Origin of the sequence: Bacillus cereus group sp. RP37 (assembly GCF_040459695.1) — a bacterium.
Taxonomy (GTDB): Bacteria; Bacillota; Bacilli; order Bacillales; family Bacillaceae_G; genus Bacillus_A.
In genome coordinates, this window is sequence record NZ_JARVHP010000001.1 from 2507145 (window position 1) to 2530921 (window position 23777).

Genomic DNA, 23777 nt, shown 5'->3' on the forward strand with positions numbered 1-23777 from the left:
GGAGTTAGATGGAACATGAATTAAATAAGGCGCAGCCGATTTGGAAACGGACATGGTTTCGCTATCTAGGGGCATTTATAATTGTTCAATTACTATTTATTATTTGTGAGATTACAGGATGGGCACCAAATTTTAAGCCAAGTGGAGAGTTTTTAAATAGAATTTTACATTCTGAATTTTTCACGGAATGGTTCACTCCATATGAAATTCCTCATTTTAATTTGTTTACAGCATTTTTTGCGATTACATTGTTACCATACGCATTAATTGGTGCAATGAAAGATTTCACAACAAGGAAAAATACAAATAATTAAAAAGAGGTATTATATGCTATTTCAAAAAGATCATGTATCGGTACGGTACGTAAAAGAAGAGGATGCACAGGTCATTTCAAAATGGTTAACAGACCCAGAAGTCTTGCAGTATTACGAAGGAAGAGATAATCCGCAATCTGTAGAAATGGTACTGAATCATTTTATACATAATCCAAATAGTCATGAAAAAAGATGTTTAATAGAGTTTGATGCCGTTCCAATTGGTTACATACAAATGTACCCAATTGATTCTGAGTGGAAAACATTATATGGCTATGAAGAATCACAAAATGTATGGGGAATGGATCAATTTATCGGAGAGCCAATTTATTGGGGAAAAGGAATTGGAACAAAACTCGTTCAGGCCGCAATTACATATATTATGGAGAACGCGGGAGCAGAAGCAATCGCAATGGACCCGAAAGTAAATAATGAACGCGCGATAAAGTGTTATGAAAAATGTGGATTTAAAAAGGTGAAAATTTTAAAGGAACATGAACTACATGAGGGGAAGTTAGAAGATTGTTGGATGGTGGAATATAAACGTATAGAGGATAGGTGATAAAAATGAAGGCGCTACTTGTATTAGATATGCAGAAGGGGATTTTAGAGTGTAAAGATTTTTCTGTTGAAAAAGAGTTAATCGCAAATGTTTTAAAACAATTTAAAGCAGAGAAAGAACCTATTATTTTCTTAAAACACCGAGATGATAATCCAGAAAGTACGTTGTATTTTGAATCAACTGGAAGTGCATTAGTAGAAGAATATATCGAGTTTGCGGATTATATAGCCGAGAAGACAACACCTAGTGCGTTTAAAGATACAGGTGTTGAAGAAATATTAATGAAACATAAAGTTGATCATGTTGTTATCGTTGGATTTAATACGGAATTTTGTTGTTTATTTACAAGTATCGCTGCTTTTGAAAAAGGCTATAAAGTTACGCTCATTGAAGATGCGACAGGAACAGCTAACGATGAAGAAGTATACGAAATGCCTGGATTAGATATAAAGGACTTCATCGGATCAATCTTGAATTGGTCCAACGTAATTGAAGTACTATATTATGATGAATATGTAGAGGCCTATACAAATAAAGGGAGCTGCGCGATATGAAAAAGGCATTACTAGTAATTGATGTGCAAGCAGGTATGTATACAGCAGGAATGCGAGTACATAATGGGGAAAAGTTTTTAGAAATATTGCAAGAGCTTATTGGGGAATGTCGTTCAAATGATGTTCCAGTTATTTATGTACAACATAACGGGCCGAAAGATCATCCTTTGGAAAAAGGTACAGATGGTTGGAAAGTGCATGCGGCGATTGCTCCGCAAGATGGGGACAGTATCGTTGAAAAGACGGCGCCAGATTCATTCCATAAGACAAACTTAAACGAAGTGTTACACGAAAAAGGGATTGAGCATATTATCATTTCAGGTATGCAAACAGAGTACTGTGTGGATACGACAACGCGCAGAGCGTTTAGTGAAGGATATAAAGTAACATTAATAAGTGATGCACATAGCACATTTGATACAGATGTATTACGAGCTGAAGATATTGTAAAGCATCATAATGTTATATTTGGATCATTTGCGGATGTTATTGCGTTAAAAGATTTAAAAATAGAAGCGTAAGTGGGAAAGCGGCTGTCTCTAAAAGAGTGGCCGCTTTTTTTATTTGAAATCAAGTTGTCGAAGTGAGTCGATTAGTATATTTTTATCAGTTGGTGTATATATGTTGTATTTATTATTCTTGGATTTCAAATGAAATTTCTTTAGCTGCTTCTAAAGCTATTTTTTTAGCCTCTGTTTTAAAATAGGATGCTGCTATAACGTATCCATATCGATGTCCCATTGATGTAGGTGGTTTTAGAAAAGTTCCTTTTTTAGGTTTTATATAAACTTTCTCTACACCAGGACATTTAGAACTACGATTTTTCCCTGTAACTCGAATTAGTTTTCCTTTAGATTTAACTGTTAGGTAATGAGCATACACATATTTATGATGTTTTTTATTTAGTGAAGGTTTATTTCCTAACATTAATCGAATAGTTTCTTGTACTAAGTTGATTCCATGCCCAATTTCAATTATGTCATTCATTGCTCCACCTGATATTCTAGGGTTTATCTCAATTAATTTCCAAACATCTTTTATTCTCCGGAGTTCTAGATGACAAGCTCCATTTTTCATATTAAAAGCCTGAATAACAGAATTTACTGCATTGAAAAGACTATTGTATAGTCTTTTGTCTACCTGCCCTAATAAAGAATAACCAGTAACGATAAAGCGTTCAAATAGTGTGATTTCTTGTTCAATTACTGCTATAATATGGACTTTTCCATTTTGAACTAAAATTTCGACTAAGTACTGAGGTCCATCTATATATTCTTCAAGTAGAATTTCTTCATTAGGTAATTTCTTCAAAAGACTTTGTATAGATAAAATTAATTGATCTTTATCTTTTACTAATAATACATCTTTTGATCCTGTTGATTTAGGGGATTTCACAATAAGAGGGAAATTTATCTTATTAGTTTTTTTAAAAAAAGATGATAATGATTCTGTTGGTTTATAAATTAAATAGTTGAGTGAGATTGGTAAATCTTTAAGTACATTACGAGTTAATATTTTGTTTTCCATATGATGGATAGCATTAGTAGATACAATATTTGAGCAAAATTTTTCTGATAAACGTGCAGCCACATAAACATAAGGATCAATAAAACTAAAGATCCCTTTTATGTTTTTTCCTGATTTATTTAACTTTTCAATTGTTGTAATTATATTATCATAATCATTTATATCAGTGAAAATCATCTGATGTACATCAGGGAATATAGTGCGTTCATTAATAAATTTTGTTTTTTTAGTTAATAAAACAGTAAAGAAATTAAGTTTTTCAGCTGCTTTGATTGCTTCCCTACTTGATCCAGATTTATTTGTTTCAATGAAAACGATAGTATCCATTTTATGTCACCTTAACCTTTATCATTTATCATTTTATAAAACTTCAAATTTATTATTTCTATAGGTAGAGTATTAAAATGAGGTTAAGCTTGTTCCGGTTTTTTCGAAAAATGGTTGAATGAGGGAGAACATGAATATATATATAATGAATTGGATGTTTATTTTGAAAAAGACCTTTAGAAAGAAGGGAAGAAGAACTGACATGACTATAATTGGTATGCTTCATCATCGGAAAGATCCGAATGACGTAAAGAAAGCATATACTTACGCTGCTGTAGCTAAAGCTGAAGGTGTGGACTTTTTTTATTTTACTTTAGGGAAGGTAAATATAGAAACGGAGAAGATTTTAGGTAAAACTTATGAAAATGGTAATTGGGTTGAACAAGAATTTTCTTTTCCAGATGTTATTTATAATGCAAGTGTTCATATTAGTGATAAAAATCAGCAAATCTATGATTATCTACATGAAAAAGTTCATTTTACAAGTCATTCAATTGGAAATAAATTAAGTGTATATAACAGAATAAATAGAGCAAAAAAATTTAAGCAATATATTATTCCTTTTTATGAATTAAATGATGTTAATAAGTTTTTTGACATGATTAATCGTTATGAAAAACTTATTATTAAACCCATTTCTGGACATCAAGGTAGTGGTATTGTTTTCATTGAAAAAAATGGGATGAATTATAGTATGAATGAGTCAGAACAAATTGCATCTATTAATAAAAAACAATTACGGAGCTTTATATCTGATAAGATTCAAGAGCAAGGATACATAGTTCAACAGTTTATTTCATGTCAAATGAAATCTGGTCATGTTTATGATTTTCGATTGCATGTTCAAAGAAATGGGGAAGGCAGGTGGGTTGTTACTTCTATATTCCCCAGAATAGGTCCATTAGGAAGTATTGTATCAAATATGGCTAAGGGTGGTTATAGTACTTATTTAGATGTTTTTTTAAAAGCGGAGTTTGATAACGATTGGTATAATATTAAAAGGTATTTAGAACGATTTGCAGTAACTTTTTCTAACCATTTTAATTCTTTATTTAAGGATGTATTATTTGATGAGTTAGGAATTGATGTAGGGATTGATAAAGATCAAAAATTGTGGTTATTTGAGGTGAATTGGAGACCGGGGGTACCTAATATATTTAATCTTGAATTAGATGTAGCTAGAAATTTAATTCACTATGCTAGATATTTGGCTGATAAATCTAAATAAGAAAAGGAAAGTAGAAAAATAAAATGGAACTTAGCAACCTTTATATACCAATGTTTCTACTAATCTCTCTTTCTATATCTTCTATAAGATTATTCTCTATGCATCCCAAAATTCGGCGGATGCTGGACTGTCGTCAAGTCGACGTACCTCATACGAGTAAAATACCGGAATCTGATAATACATCCTTCATTGTGGGCGGGGGCACATATTTATAAAAAAATACGCTTGTCCAATCCATTATCATTCTCCAGTCATTTAATATTACAAGGGGGGAAAACATGGAAAACAATGAAGAAATCACGTTTCGATTTGTAAAAAAAGATGGAGAAGAAATTAATTTGGGAAATCTTGCTGATAAACGAAAAATTGTCATTGTCATAAATAATCAGATTACATTTGCACCGAATACAACACAAATTGCCAGTGGGGCTGGACAAAACAGTGCGGCAGGAAGTAATGCAGCAATTGATTCATCGAATACCAGACAGCAACAAACAGTGGGCGCTGGAGGCAAAGCCATAAATAAGGGTATTAGTGGAGACCAGATTGAACCGCATAAAATGAAAAAAGAAACTTCGGATGGAGAGGAAGAACTTGTAATTATCATCAATAATCAAATTAATAAAACCCGTAAGGAACAGGCTAGTGCTACTCAAGTAGCAAGTGGTGGTGGAGATGACAGTGCAGCAGGAACCAACGCTGCTATCGAAAGTTCTAATACTAAACAGCAACATGCAGTGGGAGGCGGAACGGATAGTTCGGCAGAAAATGCAGGTGAAGAAGGCGACCAAATAGAAAAATGTGATTAAAGAAAAGGGCAGAATCTGTATCCGAAGATCCAGATTCTGCCCTTTTCTTTAAATGGTTATTACAGTTAAGATCGTTTACTCTTGATAAACACTTTTTACTTTTTTTGACGGGGTAGCACAACATGCTCATCAACTTAAGCGTTTTATTATACCCCAAAACAAAAAATGTACATTTTCTCTTGGAGATGTCAATTTATTCGTTTTGGGGTATTTGCTTTTTTTAGCTTAATGGCGATGGAGTTCCTTTATCAAAACATTACTTCTTCTTATCTTTATCCAATATATTCTGTTCTTCAGCAAATTCAGTACCATATGCAAAGCGGCGATTAATATGAATGTTATCATTGTTGTGCCGTGTGTGCGAGTTAGAAAAGCGATGAACAATTACTTCAGATAATGTAAAGACAGTAGCGGAAAGGAAACTGCCCCATGCAATTTGCATGTAATTGTCTAATAAAATATTACCGAAAATCCATACGCTTAAATAAGTTAGTAAGAAATCCGACATAATGGCACCAGTATTGCCTATTCGGTTTAATATAATTTTATCAACGAACATATAGGATACGATTGTAACAAAAAGACTGAATGAAATAATTTGGACGAACGTTGCAGGGAAAAATAAAGCGAGTCCAATACTAAATGCGATAATGCACGATATAAATTTGATAAGTACTACAGTAAAACCATTCAATATTTACACCTCCGATTTATACATAGTTTTACAATAAATTTAGGAGTTCATACATTGTAACGAATATATTTACATAAAACTTTTTCATGTTCGATATCTGTCTAAATATTAAAAAAACAAAGGAAAAATGTTATAGTAAAATGAGAGTATATGACATTTTTAGGTAAGGGGGAATCCAAGGTGTGGATTACTTCAGAAGTAGAAATTCCAGATGAGTTATTTGATCATCTTGAACAAGGAAAGTTAGTACTATTTGTTGGAGCGGGAGTTTCTATGAAAGGGAAATCAAACTTACCGAATTTTGATGATCTAGTTGATGAAATTGCGAAAACGTTATATGTAGAAACACGTGAAATTACAGAACCGCATGATTATTATCTTGGTAAAATTGCGAAAACAAAGGATGTACATCAAGTTGCAAGAGATTTAGTTCATATTGAAAAGTCAAAGCCAAATCCGCTTCATTATGCGATTCCGAGGTTGTTTCCTTTAGATACGGAAGTCCGCATTGTAACGACGAATTTTGATAGACATTTTACAACTGCGATGAAAGAAATGAATAGAGAATTAAACGTATATTACGCACCTGCTTTACCTACAGGTAGAGCGTTTAAAGGGCTCGCTTACATACATGGCAATATAGAACAGGAGAAAGAAGCATTAATTTTAACAGATGGTGATTTTGGAAGGGCTTACTTGACGGAAGGATGGGCGAGAAGGTTTTTAGTTGATTTATTTTCAAATTACACCGTTTTGTTCGTTGGATATAGTCATAATGACCCAGTAATGAAATATTTAGCAACTGGTTTACCACCAAGTACAAGGCGTTATGCATTTGTTGCACAAGGAGAAAATACGTACCACTGGGAGCATTTAGGAATAAGACCGATTGTGTATCCGAATAAAGGTAATAATCATCAGTCTCTTGTTAAAGCAGTGAAACGATGGGCGGAATTAATGGGTGATAATTATATTACAAAACGAATGCGAATTCGTGACATAGTAACAGTGCCACCGTCAGTAGAACAGGAACAATTATCATACATAAAACAATCAATAAAAAAAATTGAAACAGTCCGCTACTTTGTTGAATTTGCTCATGATTATGAATGGGTGGAATGGCTTGAAGCTGAAGGGAAATTACAAAATTTATTTTTAGTTACACCAAACTATAATGAGGTAGATGAATTACTTGCAGAATGGTTAGTGGAACAATTTCTTTTTACTCATCAAAAAGAATTATTTCAATTAATTTTTAAAAATCACTCTAAAATATCTCCGTTATTTTGGAGAACTATTTGTAGCTACTTAAACGAAACGAAAAGTAAAATGGACCCGTTGTTGTTTGCAAGATGGACACTCCTTTTATTAGAAACAGCTGAAAAAGATAGTAAATCAATTGAAACAATTTCTTACTTACTACAAAAATGTTCTTTTCCTGAGCATAAAGAGATTGCTTTATTGTTACTAACGTTTATTTTGGACGGGAAACTTAAATTGAAGCGGGAAAGAAAATGGGGAAATGATACGCAAGAATCGATAGAACTTGAGGAATCGAGTCGTTTACCAGTGTCTACATTTTCTTATGTGGAGCAAATTTGGAATGAGAAGATGAAACCGCATATTTCCTATTACGCCGTTCCAATTATGATGATAGGAATAGAGAAGATGCGAATGTTATCCCTAAGACAAACGGCACTGAAAAAAAAGGATAAGGGAAATGCGGAAAAAGACTTTCAGCAAAATGATCTTGCATTTTTAATTCAAATTGTAAAAGAGTGTTTAGCCTATTTATGTGAAAACAATGAGAAAAAAGCAAATTATTATATTACAGAAATGATAGAAGCAAACAGCATACTTCAAAATCGAATTGCAATTGATGCGATGAATAAAAATATATTTGTTAGCGCCGATGACAAAATGAAATGGTTGTTACAGGAAGAACTTTTTTTAGATGTCACGTATAAACGTGAAGTTTTTCAACTTATAAAAAATCATTTCGCACTCTCTTTAGAAAAAACGAAGGAAGAAGTCATTCAAATTGTACTGAAGGACCTTGCAGAGGAGCGGGCATTTGATGTTTGTTTCGTGTTAGATTTATTATTCACTTGTGATTCGAATAGTCCATCTACGGCAAAAGGTTATGAGTTAATGAAGCAAAAACATCCTCACTTTCATTCTGATCGATACAGTCTACAAAAGAAAGAGACCACAGAACAAAGTATTACTTGTAATGTAACTGCTGATGGATTATTGCAGCTGAAAGACGAAGAAATTATGAAACAAGTTCGCCAATTTTCTCAAGACGGTGTGTTTGAACAACGTCATTTTTTAGAGATGTTATCGAAAGCATGTAAATTGAATACAGAATGGAGCATTTCATTTGCTTATCAATTAGTTGGCATGCACGAAATAAGTAATGAAGTATGGTTTGTATGTATTAGAGAGTGGCGAAATAACCGAGGACTGACAAATGAACAAATCCAAAAAGTTATTCCGTTATTGCAGAAATTTGTTAGAAATACTGCTTTTCATTGGTTAATTAGTAGTTTTCTATATGAAATTAGTAATCGATTAGAAGAGTTAGAGGAAAATAGTATACGCAATTTGAAACGGTTTGCTTTTTCCGTATTCCCTCAAGTTATGAAAAGTGATACAGATTTTAAGCTGGGAAAACAAGATTTTTACAATGAATCAATCCAGCATCCTGTTGGGAAAATGACAGCTGTATTATTAAAACTGTTATCATATGATCATTTATACGATCGTAATGTGTATGAATATTTATTTTTATTTGAAGAACAAGTAAGAGTTAGTTCAGAACGGACAAATTTTATGCTAGCTCGTTTAGTAGCAGATATTACATTTCTTTATCATATAGAGAAGCAGTGGTGTCGAAAATATTTGTTACCGTATTTAGATTTAAAGAAGGAAAATGAAATTACGAAATATGCATGGGCAGGCTTGTGTTACACGCAAATAAATTTACCTTTATTTACAGAGATGAAGCGATTTATTAAGTATGCGGTAGAACATTTGGAAGTATTACATCCGCATACGAGGGAAGCTTTCTTGAAATGGCTTAGTTTTGTATTTATTAAATGTGTACTGTATTGGGAGCAAAAAACAGAATGGTTATACCCTTTACTTATACGAGAAAATGAAGAAAATAAAATTAAATTTATGCAATTTTTATGCTATTACGTCAAAACATTAAGTGCAAAAGAACAACAAAAATTTTGGACAGCTTGGCTCAGTGTATTTTTGCGAGAGCGACCGAAAATGGGTGAAATCACAGCTAGAGAATATGTAATGCTTTTACGTATTATTTTATTTATGGATGAAATAGTAGAAAGAGGGTTATCTATCATATGTAAAACATTTTTGTACGTGGGTCGAAAAGGAAATCAAACGGAGTTAAAACAGTTATTGAATGAAATACTTGAAAAGACAGAGAGCATAAAAATGTATAAAGAATTGTATGCAAATATATTTTTCACCTTACTGCAAACGCTTCAGGAAGCTGATATACTTGAAACTGAAATCATTCAAATAAAAGAAGTGTTAGTCCGGTATGGAGTAGAAAAATATGTATTAAATGCGATAGATAATGAGATAATTCGCATCGGAATTGTTATGGAGAATTTACAAAAAGAAATGTAGGACGAAAGTGGATTTTTAAAAAAATATATAAAAAGTTGTTGACAGTGTTTTGAAAAGCGTTCTATAATACGAATCATACTTATTCAATTTCAAAAACATTTGAATAAACAAAGTGCAATGAAGAGATCACAGTAGTGGTTAGTCTTACTGTAACAGAGAGCTGGTGGTTGGTGTGAACCAGTACAGGGATAATCATGAATTACAGTCTTGGAGCATCTTTTTCGTAGTAAAGATAGTATTGTCTTTATGAAGGAAAAGCGGTCAATTGATCGTTAACAGTGAAGAGAGGTAGACAGAAATTTAGTCTACAACTAGGGTGGTACCGCGATAAATATCGTCCCTACTGATTTATTCAGTAGGGACTTTTTGTATTTTAGTGGTCCAACTTGAAAATTAAATATTCATGCGTTGAAAGGAAAAGCAGTAGTTGTTGTTTCCCTGTAACAGAGAGCTGGTGGTTGGTGTGAACCAGTACAAAAACAAGAGCGAATTACAGTCCTAGAGCATCTTTTTCGTAGTAAAGATAGTATTGTCTTTATGAAGGGAAAGACGGTCAGATGATCGTTAACAATGAAGAGAGGTAGACGAAAGAAGTCTACAACTAGGGTGGTACCGCGATAAATATCGTCCCTACTGATTGGATCAGTAGGGCTTTTTTGTACAAAAAAAGTGGTTTTTTAGCTAGTAGATAGTGTCTTTGTACTAATTATTAGTTTAAAATAAGAAGAGGTATCGATTCCACTTTAAATTTGTATAATTGACCAGTTCAGAAAATAGAGAATTTTTCATTCTCTTACTATACTTTTAAAACATTAGAGGAGGATTTCCAAATGGCAAATCATGAATTAGATCAATTACGTAAACAGGTAGATGAAATTAACTTACAACTATTACACCTTTTAAACAAACGTGGTGAAATCGTTCAAAAAATTGGGGAACAAAAGCAAGTACAAGGTACGAAACGTTTTGATCCAGTACGTGAGCGTGAAGTGCTTGATATGATCGCAGAGAATAACGAAGGACCATTCGAAACGTCAACGGTTCAACATATTTTCAAAACAATCTTCAAAGCTAGCTTAGAATTACAAGAAGATGATAACCGTAAAGCATTATTAGTATCACGTAAAAAGAAACAAGAAAATACAATCGTTGATGTAAAAGGTGAATTGATTGGTAACGGCACACAAACATTCATCATGGGGCCTTGTGCAGTTGAAAGTTTAGAGCAAGTTCGTCAAGTAGGGCAAGCGATGAAAGACCAAGGCTTAAAATTAATGCGCGGTGGTGCATTCAAACCGAGAACATCTCCATACGATTTCCAAGGTTTAGGAGTAGAAGGACTTCAAATTTTACGTCAAGTAGCAGACGAGTTCGACTTAGCAATTATTAGTGAAATTTTAAATCCGAACGATGTTGAAATGGCATTAGACTACGTTGATGTAATTCAAGTTGGCGCACGTAACATGCAAAACTTCGATTTATTACGAGCTGTAGGTAAAGTTAACAAACCAGTATTATTAAAACGTGGATTAGCAGCAACAATTGATGAGTTTATTAACGCAGCGGAATACATCATTGCGCAAGGTAACGATCAAATTATTCTTTGTGAGCGCGGTATCCGCACATACGAAAGAGCAACACGTAACACATTAGACATTTCTGCAGTACCAATTTTAAAGAAAGAAACACATTTACCAGTTATCGTTGATGTAACACATTCAACTGGACGCAGAGATTTATTATTACCAACAGCGAAAGCGGCACTTGCAATTGGCGCAGATGCAGTAATGGCTGAAGTTCATCCAGATCCAGCAGTTGCATTGTCAGATTCTGCACAACAAATGGACATTCCAGAATTCCATAGATTCATGGATGAGTTAAAAGGATTCAAAAATAAATTATCTTAATTCCATATTATATATGCGCTGAAGAGGAAACAGTAGTGCTTATCTCACTGTTAAAGAGAGCTGATGGTCGGTGTGAATCAGTACAAAGGTAAGCATGAATTACAGCCTTGGAGCATCTTTCTCGCCATTTATGGAGGGGAAGACGGTCAAATGATCGTTAAAGAAGAAGAGAGGTAGACAGAAACTTAGTCTACAACTAGGGTGGTACCGCGATAAACATCGTCCCTACTGAGCGCTCAGTAGGGACTTTTTTGTACAAAAAAATAGTAAAGGGGCAAGAGAAATGAGATACATTACAGCTGGAGAATCACATGGGCCGCAGTTAACAGTTATTTTAGAAGGTGTACCAGCAGGTTTAACATTAACAGCGGAACATATTAATAAAGAATTATTAAGAAGACAAAAAGGGCACGGACGCGGAAGACGTATGCAAATTGAAACTGATACAGTTGAAATTGTAAGTGGTGTTCGTCATGGGATGACACTTGGCTCACCAATAACGTTAATCGTTAAAAATGATGATTTCAAACATTGGACGAAAGTAATGGGTGCAGAGCCAATTTCGGAAAAAGAAAGTAAAGATATGAAACGTACAATTACAAAACCACGTCCAGGACATGCGGATTTAAACGGAGCAATCAAATACGGTCATCGTGATATAAGAAACGTACTAGAACGCTCATCTGCAAGGGAAACGACAGTTCGTGTAGCTGCTGGTGCAGTTGCGAAGCAAATTTTAAAAGAGTTAGGCGTGGAAATTGCAGGACACGTTCTTGAAATTGGTGGTGTGCAAGCGAAGCATATTTCTAACTTATCAATAGAAGAAATTCAAACAATTACTGAAGATTCACCAGTTCGATGTTTAGATAAAGAAGTAGAACAAGAGATGATGGATGCGATAGATAACGCTAAAAGTAGTGGGGATTCAATCGGCGGTATTGTTGAAGTCATTGCAGAAGGTATGCCAATAGGTGTTGGTAGTTACGTTCATTACGATCGTAAATTAGATGCAAAACTTGCTGGTGCGATTATGAGTATTAATGCATTTAAAGGTGCTGAAATCGGCGTTGGTTTTGAAGCAGCAAGACAGCCAGGAAGTAAAGTACACGATGAAATTTTATGGGATGAGGAACAAGGATACACGAGAAAAACGAACAATGCTGGTGGTTTAGAAGGCGGTATGACAACAGGTATGCCGATCGTCGTAAGAGGTGTAATGAAGCCAATTCCTACATTATACAAACCGTTAGCAAGTGTTGACATTGATACGAAAGAAGCATTCCAAGCGAGTATTGAAAGATCTGATAGTTGTGCAGTACCAGCAGCAGGTGTAGTAGCTGAATCTGTTGTAGCATGGGAACTTGCACATGCGCTTGTCGAACAATTCGGAAAAGATCGTATGGATTTAATTCACCAAAATATTACACAACATAACAAATACGCAAAAGAATTTTAATAAAAAGGTGGTTTTAACATGCAAGTAAAAGATCAACTATCATCATTACAACCATATAAACCAGGTAAATCACCTGAACAAATGAAAGAAGTGTACGGAGATCATTCGTTTGTGAAATTAGCATCGAATGAAAATCCATTCGGCTGCTCACCACGTGTTTTAGGTGAGTTGCAAAAATCATGGTTAGAACATGCTTTATATCCTGACGGAGGTGCTACAACACTTCGTCAAACAATTGCAAATAAGTTACATGTACAAATAGAACAAGTACTTTGCGGTAGTGGTTTAGATGAAGTCATTCAAATGATAAGCCGTGCAGTACTTAAAGCAGGAGATAATATCGTAACGGCTGGTGCAACATTCCCGCAGTACCGTCATCATGCAATTATTGAAGGCTGTGAAGTGAAAGAAATTCCTTTAAATAACGGTGTATACGATTTAGACGAAATTTCGTCAGCGGTAAATAATAATACGAAAATCGTATGGATTTGTAATCCGAACAACCCGACAGGCACATATGTGAATGATCAAAAATTGACTCAATTTATTGAAGGTATTAGTGAAAATACGTTAATTGTCATTGATGAAGCGTATTATGAATACGTAACAGCAAAGGATTTCCCAGAGACATTACCGCTTTTAGAAAAACATAAAAATATTCTTGTACTTAGAACATTTTCTAAAGCGTACGGATTAGCTTCTTTCCGCGTTGGATATGCGATTGGACAGAAAGAGCTAATCGAGAAATTAAATGTCGTACGTTTGCCATTTAACGTATCTTCATTAGCGCAAAAAGCAGCGACGATTGCTTTTGGTGATGACGGGTTTATTCAAGAAATAGTTGGTGTGAATACAGAAGGATTACAACAATACGAGAGTTTTTGTAAGGAAAATGAAATACCATTTTATCCATCGCAAACAAATTTCATCTTCTTGCCAGTTGAAAATGCTGGAGAGATTTATGAAGCTTGTGCACATGCAGGGTTTATTATTCGTCCGTTCCCAAATGGTGTCCGTATTACAGTTGGAACAAGGGAGCAAAATGAAGGAGTGATTTCAGTGTTAAAACAACACTTTGAAAATAAAAAAAGAAAGTCTCGAGATGAGGACAATGCGTAAAAAAGTAGTTTTAATTGGAACTGGTTTAATAGGAGGCTCTCTCGCATTAGCAATTAAGAAAGAGCACGATGTAACGATAACAGGTTATGATATATTTCAAGAACAAGTAGAGCGTGCAAAAGAATTACATGTAGTAGATGAAGTAGCAGTAGATTTACAGCGTGCATGTGAAGAAGCGCATTTAATTGTATTTGCTTCTCCAGTTGAAGAAACGAAGAAGCTTTTACACAAATTAGTGTCATTTCGTTTACGAGAAGATGTTATTGTAACCGATGTTGGTAGTACAAAAGGGACGATTATGAATGAAGCGGAAGCTTTATTTTCAAAGGAAGTTTCTTTCATTGGTGGACATCCGATGGCAGGTTCTCATAAAACGGGCGTTGAAAGTGCAAAAGCACATTTATTTGAAAATGCATTCTATATTTTAACGCCGATGAATCATGTGCCAAATGAACATGTGGAAGAACTTAAAATATGGTTACAAGGAACAGGATCACATTTTCTCGTTTTAAATACGGAGGAACATGATTATGTAACAGGGATTGTTAGTCATTTTCCGCATCTTATCGCAGCTGGATTAGTAAAGCAAGTAGAGAAACATGCAGGAGATAATCCGCTCATTCATCAACTAGCTGCTGGAGGGTTTAAAGACATTACACGTATCGCATCAAGTAGCCCAAAAATGTGGAGTGATATTGTTAAGCAAAATCGTGAGCATTTAATGGTATTATTAAAAGAGTGGATCTCTGAAATGGAAGATTTATATGATACAGTTTCTACCGGAGATGCCGGCGAGATTCAAAACTATTTTGCAGACGCGAAAGAATACCGTGACTCTTTACCAGTACGAAAGAGAGGGGCAATTCCCGCCTATCACGACTTATACGTCGATGTTTTAGATAAAGTAGGGGCATTGGCTCATATTACGAGTATTTTAGCGCGCGAAGAAATTAGTATTACGAACTTGCAAATATTAGAAGCACGTGAAGGATTGCTTGGGGTATTACGTATTAGCTTCCAAAGAGAAGAAGATCGTATGAAAGCAAAGCTAGCGCTTGGAGAAGAAAAATACCAAACTTATGAAACAATTTAAATGAGAAGGTGAGAACGTGAAGGAAAGAACGATACAACCTGTTAATAACGGATTAAATGGCAACATTATAATTCCAGGAGATAAATCGATTTCACACCGCGCTGTCATGTTCGGCGCGATTGCAGAGGGAAAAACAAAAATAAAAGGTTTCTTGCCCGGTGCAGATTGTTTAAGTACGATTTCTTGCTTTAAAGAAATGGGAGTAGACATCGTCCAAAACGGTGATGAAGTCACTGTACTTGGTAAAGGATTAGAAGGTTTACAAGAACCGAAAGCTGTATTAGATGTTGGTAATTCTGGTACAACAATACGTTTAATGTCAGGGATTTTGGCAAATACACCATTTTTCTCTTGCGTACAAGGTGATGCATCTATCGCAAAAAGACCGATGAAACGTGTAACAAATCCATTAAAACAAATGGGTGCAAACATTGATGGCCGCGAAGAGGGAACCTTTACACCACTAACAATACGTGGCGGAAATTTAAAAGCAATCGAATATACTTCACCTGTAGCAAGCGCACAAGTAAAGTCAGCTATTTTACTTGCAGGGCTTCGTGCAGAAGGTGTAACAGCTGTTACAGAACCACATATTTCACGCGACCATACAGAAAGAATGCTTGAAGCATTTGGCGTCAAAGTAACTCGCGAAGGGAAAACTGTGAAACTTGCAGGTGGACAGAAGTTAACAGCGACAGAAGTTCAAGTGCCAGGTGACGTATCATCAGCTGCATTTTTCTTAGTGGCAGGTGCAATTATTCCTAATAGTAAACTAGTATTACAAAATGTAGGAATGAATCCAACTCGTACAGGTATTATTGATGTTTTAGAGAAAATGGGTGCTACGTTCACTGTAGAGCCAATTAACGAAGGAGCATCAGAACCAGCTGCAAACATTACAATTGAAACATCTTCATTAAAAGGAATCGAAATCGGCGGAGATATTATTCCTAGATTAATCGATGAAATTCCTGTTATCGCTTTAGCGGCAACGCAAGCAGAAGGAATTACAGTAATTAAAGATGCGCACGAATTAAAAGTTAAAGAAACGAACCGTATTGATACAGTTGTTGCGGAGTTAACGAAACTAGGAGCTCGCATAGAAGCAACTGATGACGGGATGATTATTTATGGGAAATCAGCACTAAAAGGCAACACAGTAAATAGTTACGGTGATCACCGCATCGGAATGATGCTTGCGATCGCAGGATGTATTGCAGAAGGAAAAACAACAATAGAAGACGCAGAAGCAGTAGGGGTATCATACCCTACATTCTTCGAAGAACTTCAAAAGTTAGCTAAATAAAGTAATGAGAAGCAGATACGGAATGTATCTGCTTTATTTGTTAAAACATCCTTATAATTTCACTTACCGAACAATAATAGTAAGAATTATGATACAATTCAAACAGGTAATGAGGGAATGGAGGATAATTATATGAATGTCATACAATTAAAAGAAGATAAGTTCAGAGAAGCATTACGTTTATCAGAATACGCTTTTCAATATAAAGTAGATGAGGAACGATTGCAGCAGCAACTTACAAAGATGAAGGAAAGTCATGAAATATACGGCATTATAGAAGGGGAAGACTTAGCAGCAAAACTACATCTCATTCCGTTTCATATTTACATAGGCAAAGAAAAATTTAAAATGGGTGGCGTTGCAGGGGTAGCGACGTATCCTGAGTATAGAAGAAGTGGGTATGTAAAAGAGCTACTTCAATATTCACTTCAAACGATGAAAAAAGATGGCTATACAGTCTCTATGTTACATCCATTTGCGGTTTCATTTTACCGTAAATACGGTTGGGAACTTTGTGCGAATCTACTCATATGTCATATGAATAAGAGTGATTTAGTGATGAAAAAACAAGTAAATGGAACTGTGAAACGTTTCAATAAAGAAAATCATCCAGAAGAGGTCGAAAAGCTCTATGAAGTATTTGCAGAACGTTTTTCAGGTATGTTAGTTCGAGAGAAGAACTGGTGGTTACAAGCAGTTTATGATGATTTAACATTAGCGATTTACTATGATGAAGATAAAACGGCAGCAGGTTACATGTTATACAAAATAGAAAACTATAAAATGACAGTAGAAGAATTTGTACCACTGCATAATGAAGCACGAAATGGTCTGTGGAACTTTATTTGCCAGCATGATTCTATGATTAAAGAACTTGAAATGACAGTAAGTGAAACCGAACCGTTGCTATATTCATTGCAAGAGCCACGCGTGAAGACAGAAATAAAACCATATTTTATGGGAAGAATTGTAGATGTAGAGCAGTTCTTAAAACAATATGAGTTGAGCTGGAACAATGTACAGCAAGAAGTGATTCTACACATTACAGACGCATTTGCTCCGTGGAATAACGTAACAGTGAGACTTGCAAATCATGAAATAACAATTGTAGAAGAAACAACGGAAAAAGGAATAAAACTGGATATAAATGCACTATCGGCAATAATGTTTGGTTATAAACGCCCATTAGAACTAAATGAACTTGAATTAATTAGTGGAAGTGACGAGGCGATACGGTCATTTGAGAATTTAGTACCAGTGCGTAAGCCATTTATTTATGATTTCTTTTAATTAATACACTGTGCAATGTGTCATTAAAAAAGTACTATAATGAAAAACAGTTATTATAGTACTTTTCAATTAATAGAATGAAAGCATTATTTTAGGAGGGGAAATAGAATGATTAGGCAAGCTGTAGGCGCAATCATATTCCAAAATAGTGAATTTTTATTGGTACATAAGGTAAAAATAAGCGATATAGAAGGAGAATACAATTTGTCAAAGGGGGAGTGGGATTTTCCTAAAGGCGGATTAAAACATACAGATAATGACTTAGAAAGTGCTATATTGAGAGAGCTTGAAGAAGAAACCGGTTCAAAAAAGTTTATAGTTATGAAACAAATGGAAGATAAAATTTGCTTTGAGTTTCCTGAAGAATTAAAAGTGAAAACTGGATTTGAAAAACAAGAAACAACTATGTTTTATGTAGAATATATAGGTGATAGAACAGATTTGAATCCAAAAGATAATGAAATAAGTCAAGTTCAATTTTTTAAGACACAAGATATATTGAGCATTTTAAGTCACGATGATACAAAGAATTTTTTTGAAGTGTTAATTCAAAAAATGCATTGAAATCTAAGTGAGTGTGTTATTTGAAAATGCTACATTTGCGTAGTCACACACTTGACTTTTAATCCATCTAATTTATAATTAAAAAAGGAATGAATTTTCATTCCTTAAAATTGAGGTGAGAAAAATGGCTAAAAATAAACAAGAAGACATTTTTGAAGCAGCTATACAACTATTCGCAGAGCGTGGTTACGATGGTACGACAATTCCGATGATCGCTGAAAAAGCAAATGTCGGCGCTGGTACGATTTATCGCTATTTTGAAAATAAAGAGGCACTCGTTAACTCATTATTTTCAAAAAGTATGTTGCAACTATCTGAAATGATAAAAACAGATTTTCCTGTTGAAGCAAATATTCGTGAACAGTTTAGTCATACATACAACCGTTTATTTGAATTTGCGAGAAACAATGTGGATGCTTTTCTTTTTACAAATTCTCACTGTGATAGTTATTTTCTTGATGAACAGAGTAAGAAAATATTTGACGATTTTATAGGCTTCTTTATGAATATTATAGAAGATGGAATCGCAAAAGGGTTTCTCCGTCCATTGCCTCCAGTTGCATTAATTATCATTGTATACCAACCGCTAGAAAAATTAACTAAAGTAATGGCGACAGGGCAATTAGAATACTCAAAAGAATTAGTAAAAGAATTGGAAGAAAGCTCTTGGAATGCTATTAGAATCATTTGATTCTATAGCTTTATAAGGACAGGAATGAACATTCATTCCGAAATGGATTTTTAAAATGAAATAGGGGATGATATATTTGTAGTACTAAGAGAATGAATATTCATTCCGTGAAAGGTAATTTAAAAGGGTTTTAAAAATAATTTAATAGAGTGATAGGAATGAACGTTCATTCCGAAATGATAGTTTTAAAAGGATAGAAATGAATGTTCATTCCTAGCTTAACATGACAAGCTAAAAATGGGAGATGATTCAAATGAGCAACCTAAAAAGTTGGAGAAGTTTATCTTTTCTATTATGGATCGTTATTACTATTACAATGGTCGTAACAATGCCTAATATGGATAAATTAGTGAAGGAAAAAGGGCACATTACGATTCCTAATACAGAACAAAGTAGTATTGCTGACATGATGATAAAAGAGATGGATAAAGACGGGACGGAAAAGTATGATATTATAGCTGTTTTTAATAGTGGAAGTAAAGCAGCTTTAACAACTGAACAAAAAGAGGAAATAATAAAAACAATCAATGCTTTACAAAATGAAAAAGAGCAATTAGGAATTAAGGAAGTTGTTTCACATTTAGATAATAAAGATTTGGAAAAACAGTTGATATCTAAAGACAATACGACCATTTTAACGCAAATTTCTGTAAATAAAAAAAATGGTGAAATATCAAAAGTTGCAAATGGGCTTCATAAAAAAGTGCAAACGAAAGGGGTAAAAACGTACTTAACAGGAAGTGATTTAATAGCGGGTGATTTTCTTACTTCCTCTCAAGAGGGAGTGAAGAAGACAGAAGTTATTTCTATCATTTTCATTCTAGTTGTATTAATCATTGTATTTCGTTCACCAATTGTTCCGATTGTTTCCCTTCTTACTGTTGGTGTATCATATTTAGTTTCAATGGGGATTATTGCCCATCTTGTAGATCAATTTAATTTTCCGTTTTCAAACTTTACACAAGTCTTCGTAGTAGTCGTTCTGTTTGGAGTGGGAACAGACTATAACATTTTATTATATACAAGATTTAAAGAAGAATTAAGTAAACAAGAAAATGCATTTTTGGCTACGAAAGAAACGTTTAAATCAGCAGGGAAAACCGTTTTATATAGCGGGATAGCAGTACTAATTGGTTTTGCATCTCTTGCTTTAGCGAGTTTTAAATTATATCAATCTACTTCAGCCGTAGCAATTGGTGTAGCAGTATTATTACTCGTATTAACTACGTTAAATCCATTTTTTATGGTGCTTTTAGGAAAAGGAATGTTTTATCCAGTTAAAACATTTAAAGGTCATGAGGATAGTCGCTTATGGGGATTTCTTGCGAAAAACTCAGTAGTAAGACCGTTCGCAGCTTTAATCATCGTATTTGTGATATCGATTCCTTTCGTAATGAAATACTCTAACACACTAAATTACAATGACTTATTTGAAGTAGACAATAAGTACGAATCAAAGATGGGGATTAACGTAATAGAAGATCATTTTCCGCCTGGTTTTTCTTCACCAAGTACGTTAGTGATTCAATCAAACAAAAAATTAGATGAAGGAACGTCTCTACAAACTTTAGACGAACTAACTAATAAGATTTTGAAAGTGAAAGGTGTTTCAGAAGTATATTCACCGACGCGTCCAACCGGTGAAAGGATAAAAGAACTATATATAAATAAACAAGCGGGAGAATTGAATACAGGTTTAGGAGATGCCAATGGTGGCATAAAAGAAATCAATGATGGTTTAACGGATGCTAAAAATAAAATGGGTGGTAATGAGTCAGACGGCCTCGCAAATGTTCAAAAGTTAATTGATGGAACAAACGAAGCAAAAAATGGTGTATCAGCATTAGGAACAGCTTTAAATCAACTATCAAATGGCATAAATGACGGAGCGAAAGGTGCACAGCAAATTGAGAATGGGTTAACGTCAGTAAATGAAAATATAAATGTTTTATCTCATGCAACTTCACAACTGCATGCCGGCTATGCACAGTTAGAAAAAGGTTTAAGTGCTTACGATCAATACTTCGGAAGTATATCTCAAGCGATTGACAGTGCAAAAAAAGGATACGAACAAATTGAAATATTAATGACCAATTTCATCCAAACGAAACCAGAATTAGCAAATGACCCGAACGTACTGCAAACGATAGGAATTGCTAAAGAAGCTCAAAAGCAATTAAGTGTATTATCGAAAGAATTAAATGAATTAGCGACGCAGCATAAAGCAGCAATGGGGTCATTTAATGAAGCGAATCAATCATTATTGAAAGTCGATAACGGCTTAAAAGAAATGAGCAATGGAGTTACTAAATTACAAAAAGGGGCAGCTGATCTTAAAAATGGATTAAATGAAGGGGCTTCAGGTTCAAAACAAATTGCGAACAAGTCATCAGAGTTACAAACCGGATTAACAAAAATAAATGATGGGCAAGGCCAGCTATTAACTGGGCTGAAAGACTTGCAAGAAAAGATGGGGCAATTACAATCAGGCTTATCTAAAAGTACAGAAGGGCTTGGAAAAGTAAGTAACGGCCTAAATGACGCACAGAAATATTTAGGCGAGCTAAATGAATCAAAAAGCTCTGAGAAGTTTTATATTCCAAAAGAGGTTTTAGAGGGAGAAGATTTCCAAAAAGCTTTGAATACGTACATGTCACACGATAGAAAAACTGCTAAAATGACAATCATTTTAGACGCGAATCCGTATTCAAAAGAAGCGATGCCAATTATTCAAGAAATCAATAATACGATAGATGGTACTTTGAAGGGGACTGAATTAAATGATGCGAAAACAGCAATCGGAGGAACAACAGCTAGAAACGTTGATTTAAAAGAAGTAACCGGGCAAGATTTCTTACGTACGGCTACAATTATGTTAATTGGAATTGCGATCGTATTAATCGTGATTACACGTTCATTATTAAACACAATCTTTATTATTGGATCATTAATATTAGCGTACTTTGCATCACTAGGTATAAGTGAGCAAATTAGTACGCATGTATTACATGTAGATTCATTAAGCTGGAATGTTCCATTCTTTAGTTTCATAATGATTGTCGCTTTAGGAGTGGATTATAGCATTTTTGTAATGATGCGTTATAACGAGATAGAAGGGGATTCGGTAACGAAAATTGTAAATGCATCTCGTCACATAGGAGGAGTTGTATTATCAGCGGCACTTATTTTAGGCGGAACATTTGCTGCATTAATCCCTTCAGGTGTATTGACGCTTATACAAGTAGCATCCGTTGTGGGCGTTGCACTATTGCTATTAGCTATCATTGTGATGCCAATATTGTTACCTGCTTTAATAGGGTTAACCAGTAAAATGAAGGATTATACAAAGAAATTAAGCAAAAGAAAATAAAAGAATCCCCTTTTAAAAGTATGCCATTTACCACGAAGGAAGGGAAAAAGTAAACAGTAAAAATACTAGCACAACGATTGGGGATTACTGACAAAGTGTTTGATTTAAAAGATATAATTTACTTTAGATAGTTCACTCAAATAAGGGTGGACTATATTTTTTTAAAAGATAAATGGAAAATTATGTTAAAATAATTATAGACATTGTGAAAAAATGTTCTTAAACTAATGGTCAGGTTGCTTTAAGAATGATTTTTCAAAGGAAATGATGAATATCATATTTTGAAGGGGTGATTGCAGTGGAGTAAGTGATTTTTTTAATCTTGGCTAAATACTTTGAAGGAAGGGATTTATAACTATGAATACAAAACTAATAATAGTAGAAGGATTACCTGGATTTGGAAAATCAACCACTGCAAAGCTAATAAATGAAATTCTAAGCCAAAATAAAAGTGAAGTTGAACTATTTTTAGAGGGGAATTTGAACCACCCAGCCGACTATGATGGTGTATCTTGTTTTAATAAATTTGAATTCGATAGATTATTATATAACAGTGGAGATTTTAAAGAAGTGCTTCTTAAAAGAGTTTTAAAAAAAGGAAGCAATTATTTATTACCATACAGAAAGATAAAAAATGAGTTTGGTGACCAATTTTCGGACGAATTATTTCACGATATTTCCAAAAACGATATATATGAATTACCATTCGATAAAAATGTTGAATTAATTGCTGACAAATGGAATGACTTTGCTGAAATTGCTCTAGAAGACAATAAGGTTTATATCTTTGAATGTTGTTTCATACAAAATCCATTAACTATTGGGATGATTAAATATGGTGAACAAAAAGAAAAAATAATAAATTATGTAATGAAAGTTGCAAAAATCATAGAGAATTTAAATCCAATGTTATTGTATGTAGAACAAGATAATCTTGAATTTTCATTTAGGAAGGCATTAAAAGAAAGAACTCCAGAATGGTCCACAGGAATTGTCGACTATTACACTAACCAAGGCTATGGGAAAGAACATAACCATTCAGGTGTAGAAGGAGCAATAAAAGTTCTTGAAGCTAGAAGGAATTTAGAGTTAGAAATATTCGATATGTTAAAAATGAAAAAAGAAAAAATCAATAATACAAAATATGAAATTGACTCATATAGGTCAATGTTAAAAGATAAGTTAACAATACAAATGGTGAAATAGCTTTTTACTTTTTTCTCTTGTTTTGATTCAATAGGTGTTTTTGCATTGTTATTACTACTACATGCAGTTAAGGAAGCAATTGATAAACATAATGCTA

General features: G+C 34.1%; 19 protein-coding genes and 3 other annotated features. Of the genes, 17 read left to right on the plus strand and 2 right to left on the minus strand.

Going from position 1 to position 23777, the window contains the following annotated elements:
* Window positions 1–8: 8 nt before the first annotated feature.
* Genes QCI44_RS13330 through QCI44_RS13345 form a run of 4 tightly spaced genes read left to right on the plus strand, consistent with a single transcriptional unit; the run spans window position 9 to window position 1951 of the window.
* Window positions 9–314 carry a YfzA family protein gene (locus tag QCI44_RS13330; RefSeq protein ID WP_016087417.1) on the plus strand — a complete coding sequence of 102 codons (306 nt, stop codon included), beginning with the start codon at window positions 9–11 and terminating at the stop codon, window positions 312–314.
* Between the two features lie 13 nt (window positions 315–327).
* Window positions 328–876 (plus strand): GNAT family N-acetyltransferase, encoded by a 549-nt coding sequence (locus tag QCI44_RS13335; protein WP_033659851.1) that lies wholly within the window; start codon window positions 328–330, stop codon window positions 874–876.
* Between the two features lie 5 nt (window positions 877–881).
* Window positions 882–1430: an isochorismatase family protein gene (locus QCI44_RS13340; RefSeq protein WP_016134753.1), complete on the plus strand. Its 549-nt coding sequence runs from the start codon at window positions 882–884 to the stop codon at window positions 1428–1430.
* Window positions 1427–1951, plus strand: a complete 525-nt coding sequence (locus QCI44_RS13345; protein WP_353811187.1) for a cysteine hydrolase family protein — start codon at window positions 1427–1429, stop codon at window positions 1949–1951. Before QCI44_RS13340 ends, QCI44_RS13345 begins: the two co-directional genes overlap by 4 nt.
* A 112-nt stretch (window positions 1952–2063) precedes the next feature.
* On the opposite strand, the gene QCI44_RS13350 is transcribed toward QCI44_RS13345, so the two are convergent.
* Window positions 2064–3284 carry an ATP-grasp domain-containing protein gene (locus tag QCI44_RS13350; protein WP_116363383.1) on the minus strand — a complete coding sequence of 407 codons (1221 nt, stop codon included), beginning with the start codon at window positions 3282–3284 and terminating at the stop codon, window positions 2064–2066.
* A 130-nt stretch (window positions 3285–3414) separates the two neighbouring features.
* Here QCI44_RS13350 and QCI44_RS13355 point away from each other — a divergent pair, with 130 nt between their 5' ends.
* On the plus strand, window positions 3415–4512 hold the full coding sequence (locus QCI44_RS13355; protein WP_353811188.1) for a YheC/YheD family endospore coat-associated protein: 1098 nt from the start codon (window positions 3415–3417) through the stop codon (window positions 4510–4512).
* 278 nt (window positions 4513–4790) lie between these two features.
* A complete protein-coding gene (locus QCI44_RS13360; RefSeq protein ID WP_000429648.1) occupies window positions 4791–5321 on the plus strand; it encodes a hypothetical protein in 531 nt (176 codons plus the stop codon).
* 256 nt (window positions 5322–5577) lie between these two features.
* Here QCI44_RS13360 and QCI44_RS13365 read toward each other — a convergent pair whose 3' ends face one another.
* On the minus strand, window positions 5578–6015 hold the full coding sequence (locus tag QCI44_RS13365; protein ID WP_001013095.1) for a YndM family protein: 438 nt from the start codon (window positions 6013–6015) through the stop codon (window positions 5578–5580).
* Between the two features lie 150 nt (window positions 6016–6165).
* Between QCI44_RS13365 and QCI44_RS13370 the strand changes: the two genes are divergently transcribed.
* From QCI44_RS13370 to QCI44_RS13420, 11 genes are all read left to right on the plus strand, one after another.
* Complete coding sequence (locus QCI44_RS13370) at window positions 6166–9678, plus strand: DUF4020 domain-containing protein (protein WP_016134748.1); 3513 nt, start codon at window positions 6166–6168, stop codon at window positions 9676–9678.
* Between the two features lie 108 nt (window positions 9679–9786).
* Window positions 9787–10023 (plus strand) — a binding site (T-box leader).
* A 54-nt stretch (window positions 10024–10077) separates the two neighbouring features.
* Window positions 10078–10313: a binding site (T-box leader), on the plus strand.
* A gap of 195 nt (window positions 10314–10508) precedes the next feature.
* Window positions 10509–11585 carry a bifunctional 3-deoxy-7-phosphoheptulonate synthase/chorismate mutase gene (locus tag QCI44_RS13375; protein ID WP_001273580.1) on the plus strand — a complete coding sequence of 359 codons (1077 nt, stop codon included), beginning with the start codon at window positions 10509–10511 and terminating at the stop codon, window positions 11583–11585.
* A 9-nt stretch (window positions 11586–11594) separates the two neighbouring features.
* Window positions 11595–11815 (plus strand) — a binding site (T-box leader).
* 53 nt (window positions 11816–11868) lie between these two features.
* Entirely contained in the window at window positions 11869–13041 is a 1173-nt protein-coding gene (gene aroC / locus QCI44_RS13380; protein ID WP_016087421.1) for a chorismate synthase, read from the plus strand.
* Window positions 13042–13059: 18 nt separating this feature from the next.
* Window positions 13060–14160, plus strand: a complete 1101-nt coding sequence (gene hisC, locus QCI44_RS13385) for a histidinol-phosphate transaminase (protein ID WP_016087422.1) — start codon at window positions 13060–13062, stop codon at window positions 14158–14160.
* Complete coding sequence (tyrA, locus tag QCI44_RS13390) at window positions 14153–15253, plus strand: prephenate dehydrogenase (RefSeq protein ID WP_016087423.1); 1101 nt, start codon at window positions 14153–14155, stop codon at window positions 15251–15253. Before hisC ends, tyrA begins: the two co-directional genes overlap by 8 nt.
* Window positions 15254–15269: 16 nt before the next feature.
* Complete coding sequence (aroA, locus tag QCI44_RS13395) at window positions 15270–16559, plus strand: 3-phosphoshikimate 1-carboxyvinyltransferase (protein ID WP_353811189.1); 1290 nt, start codon at window positions 15270–15272, stop codon at window positions 16557–16559.
* Window positions 16560–16691: 132 nt separating this feature from the next.
* Window positions 16692–17849, plus strand: a complete 1158-nt coding sequence (locus QCI44_RS13400) for a GNAT family N-acetyltransferase (RefSeq protein WP_353811190.1) — start codon at window positions 16692–16694, stop codon at window positions 17847–17849.
* Between the two features lie 108 nt (window positions 17850–17957).
* Complete coding sequence (locus tag QCI44_RS13405; protein WP_000620963.1) at window positions 17958–18413, plus strand: NUDIX domain-containing protein; 456 nt, start codon at window positions 17958–17960, stop codon at window positions 18411–18413.
* Window positions 18414–18537: 124 nt separating this feature from the next.
* Entirely contained in the window at window positions 18538–19104 is a 567-nt protein-coding gene (locus QCI44_RS13410; RefSeq protein ID WP_001107311.1) for a TetR/AcrR family transcriptional regulator, read from the plus strand.
* Between the two features lie 253 nt (window positions 19105–19357).
* A complete protein-coding gene (locus tag QCI44_RS13415; protein ID WP_353811191.1) occupies window positions 19358–22474 on the plus strand; it encodes an MMPL family transporter in 3117 nt (1038 codons plus the stop codon).
* Between the two features lie 357 nt (window positions 22475–22831).
* Window positions 22832–23680 (plus strand): P-loop NTPase family protein, encoded by an 849-nt coding sequence (locus QCI44_RS13420; RefSeq protein ID WP_016087428.1) that lies wholly within the window; start codon window positions 22832–22834, stop codon window positions 23678–23680.
* The last annotated feature ends 97 nt before the right edge of the window (window positions 23681–23777 follow it).

Excerpts from the sequence above, each read along its gene's own strand:
- QCI44_RS13355 (WP_353811188.1), top strand. The coding sequence starts at position 3,415 with ATGAATATATATATAATGAATTGGATGTTTATTTTGAAAAAGACCTTT.
- QCI44_RS13345 (WP_353811187.1), top strand. The coding sequence starts at position 1,427 with ATGAAAAAGGCATTACTAGTAATTGATGTGCAAGCAGGTATGTATACA.
- QCI44_RS13335 (WP_033659851.1), top strand. The coding sequence starts at position 328 with ATGCTATTTCAAAAAGATCATGTATCGGTACGGTACGTAAAAGAAGAG.
- aroC (WP_016087421.1), top strand. The coding sequence starts at position 11,869 with ATGAGATACATTACAGCTGGAGAATCACATGGGCCGCAGTTAACAGTT.
- QCI44_RS13350 (WP_116363383.1), bottom strand. The coding sequence starts at position 3,284 with ATGGATACTATCGTTTTCATTGAAACAAATAAATCTGGATCAAGTAGG.
- QCI44_RS13360 (WP_000429648.1), top strand. The coding sequence starts at position 4,791 with ATGGAAAACAATGAAGAAATCACGTTTCGATTTGTAAAAAAAGATGGA.
- QCI44_RS13340 (WP_016134753.1), top strand. The coding sequence starts at position 882 with ATGAAGGCGCTACTTGTATTAGATATGCAGAAGGGGATTTTAGAGTGT.
- QCI44_RS13370 (WP_016134748.1), top strand. The coding sequence starts at position 6,166 with ATGACATTTTTAGGTAAGGGGGAATCCAAGGTGTGGATTACTTCAGAA.
- QCI44_RS13415 (WP_353811191.1), top strand. The coding sequence starts at position 19,358 with ATGAGCAACCTAAAAAGTTGGAGAAGTTTATCTTTTCTATTATGGATC.
- QCI44_RS13405 (WP_000620963.1), top strand. The coding sequence starts at position 17,958 with ATGATTAGGCAAGCTGTAGGCGCAATCATATTCCAAAATAGTGAATTT.
- QCI44_RS13400 (WP_353811190.1), top strand. The coding sequence starts at position 16,692 with ATGAATGTCATACAATTAAAAGAAGATAAGTTCAGAGAAGCATTACGT.
- QCI44_RS13420 (WP_016087428.1), top strand. The coding sequence starts at position 22,832 with ATGAATACAAAACTAATAATAGTAGAAGGATTACCTGGATTTGGAAAA.
- QCI44_RS13330 (WP_016087417.1), top strand. The coding sequence starts at position 9 with ATGGAACATGAATTAAATAAGGCGCAGCCGATTTGGAAACGGACATGG.
- tyrA (WP_016087423.1), top strand. The coding sequence starts at position 14,153 with ATGCGTAAAAAAGTAGTTTTAATTGGAACTGGTTTAATAGGAGGCTCT.
- QCI44_RS13410 (WP_001107311.1), top strand. The coding sequence starts at position 18,538 with ATGGCTAAAAATAAACAAGAAGACATTTTTGAAGCAGCTATACAACTA.
- QCI44_RS13375 (WP_001273580.1), top strand. The coding sequence starts at position 10,509 with ATGGCAAATCATGAATTAGATCAATTACGTAAACAGGTAGATGAAATT.
- hisC (WP_016087422.1), top strand. The coding sequence starts at position 13,060 with ATGCAAGTAAAAGATCAACTATCATCATTACAACCATATAAACCAGGT.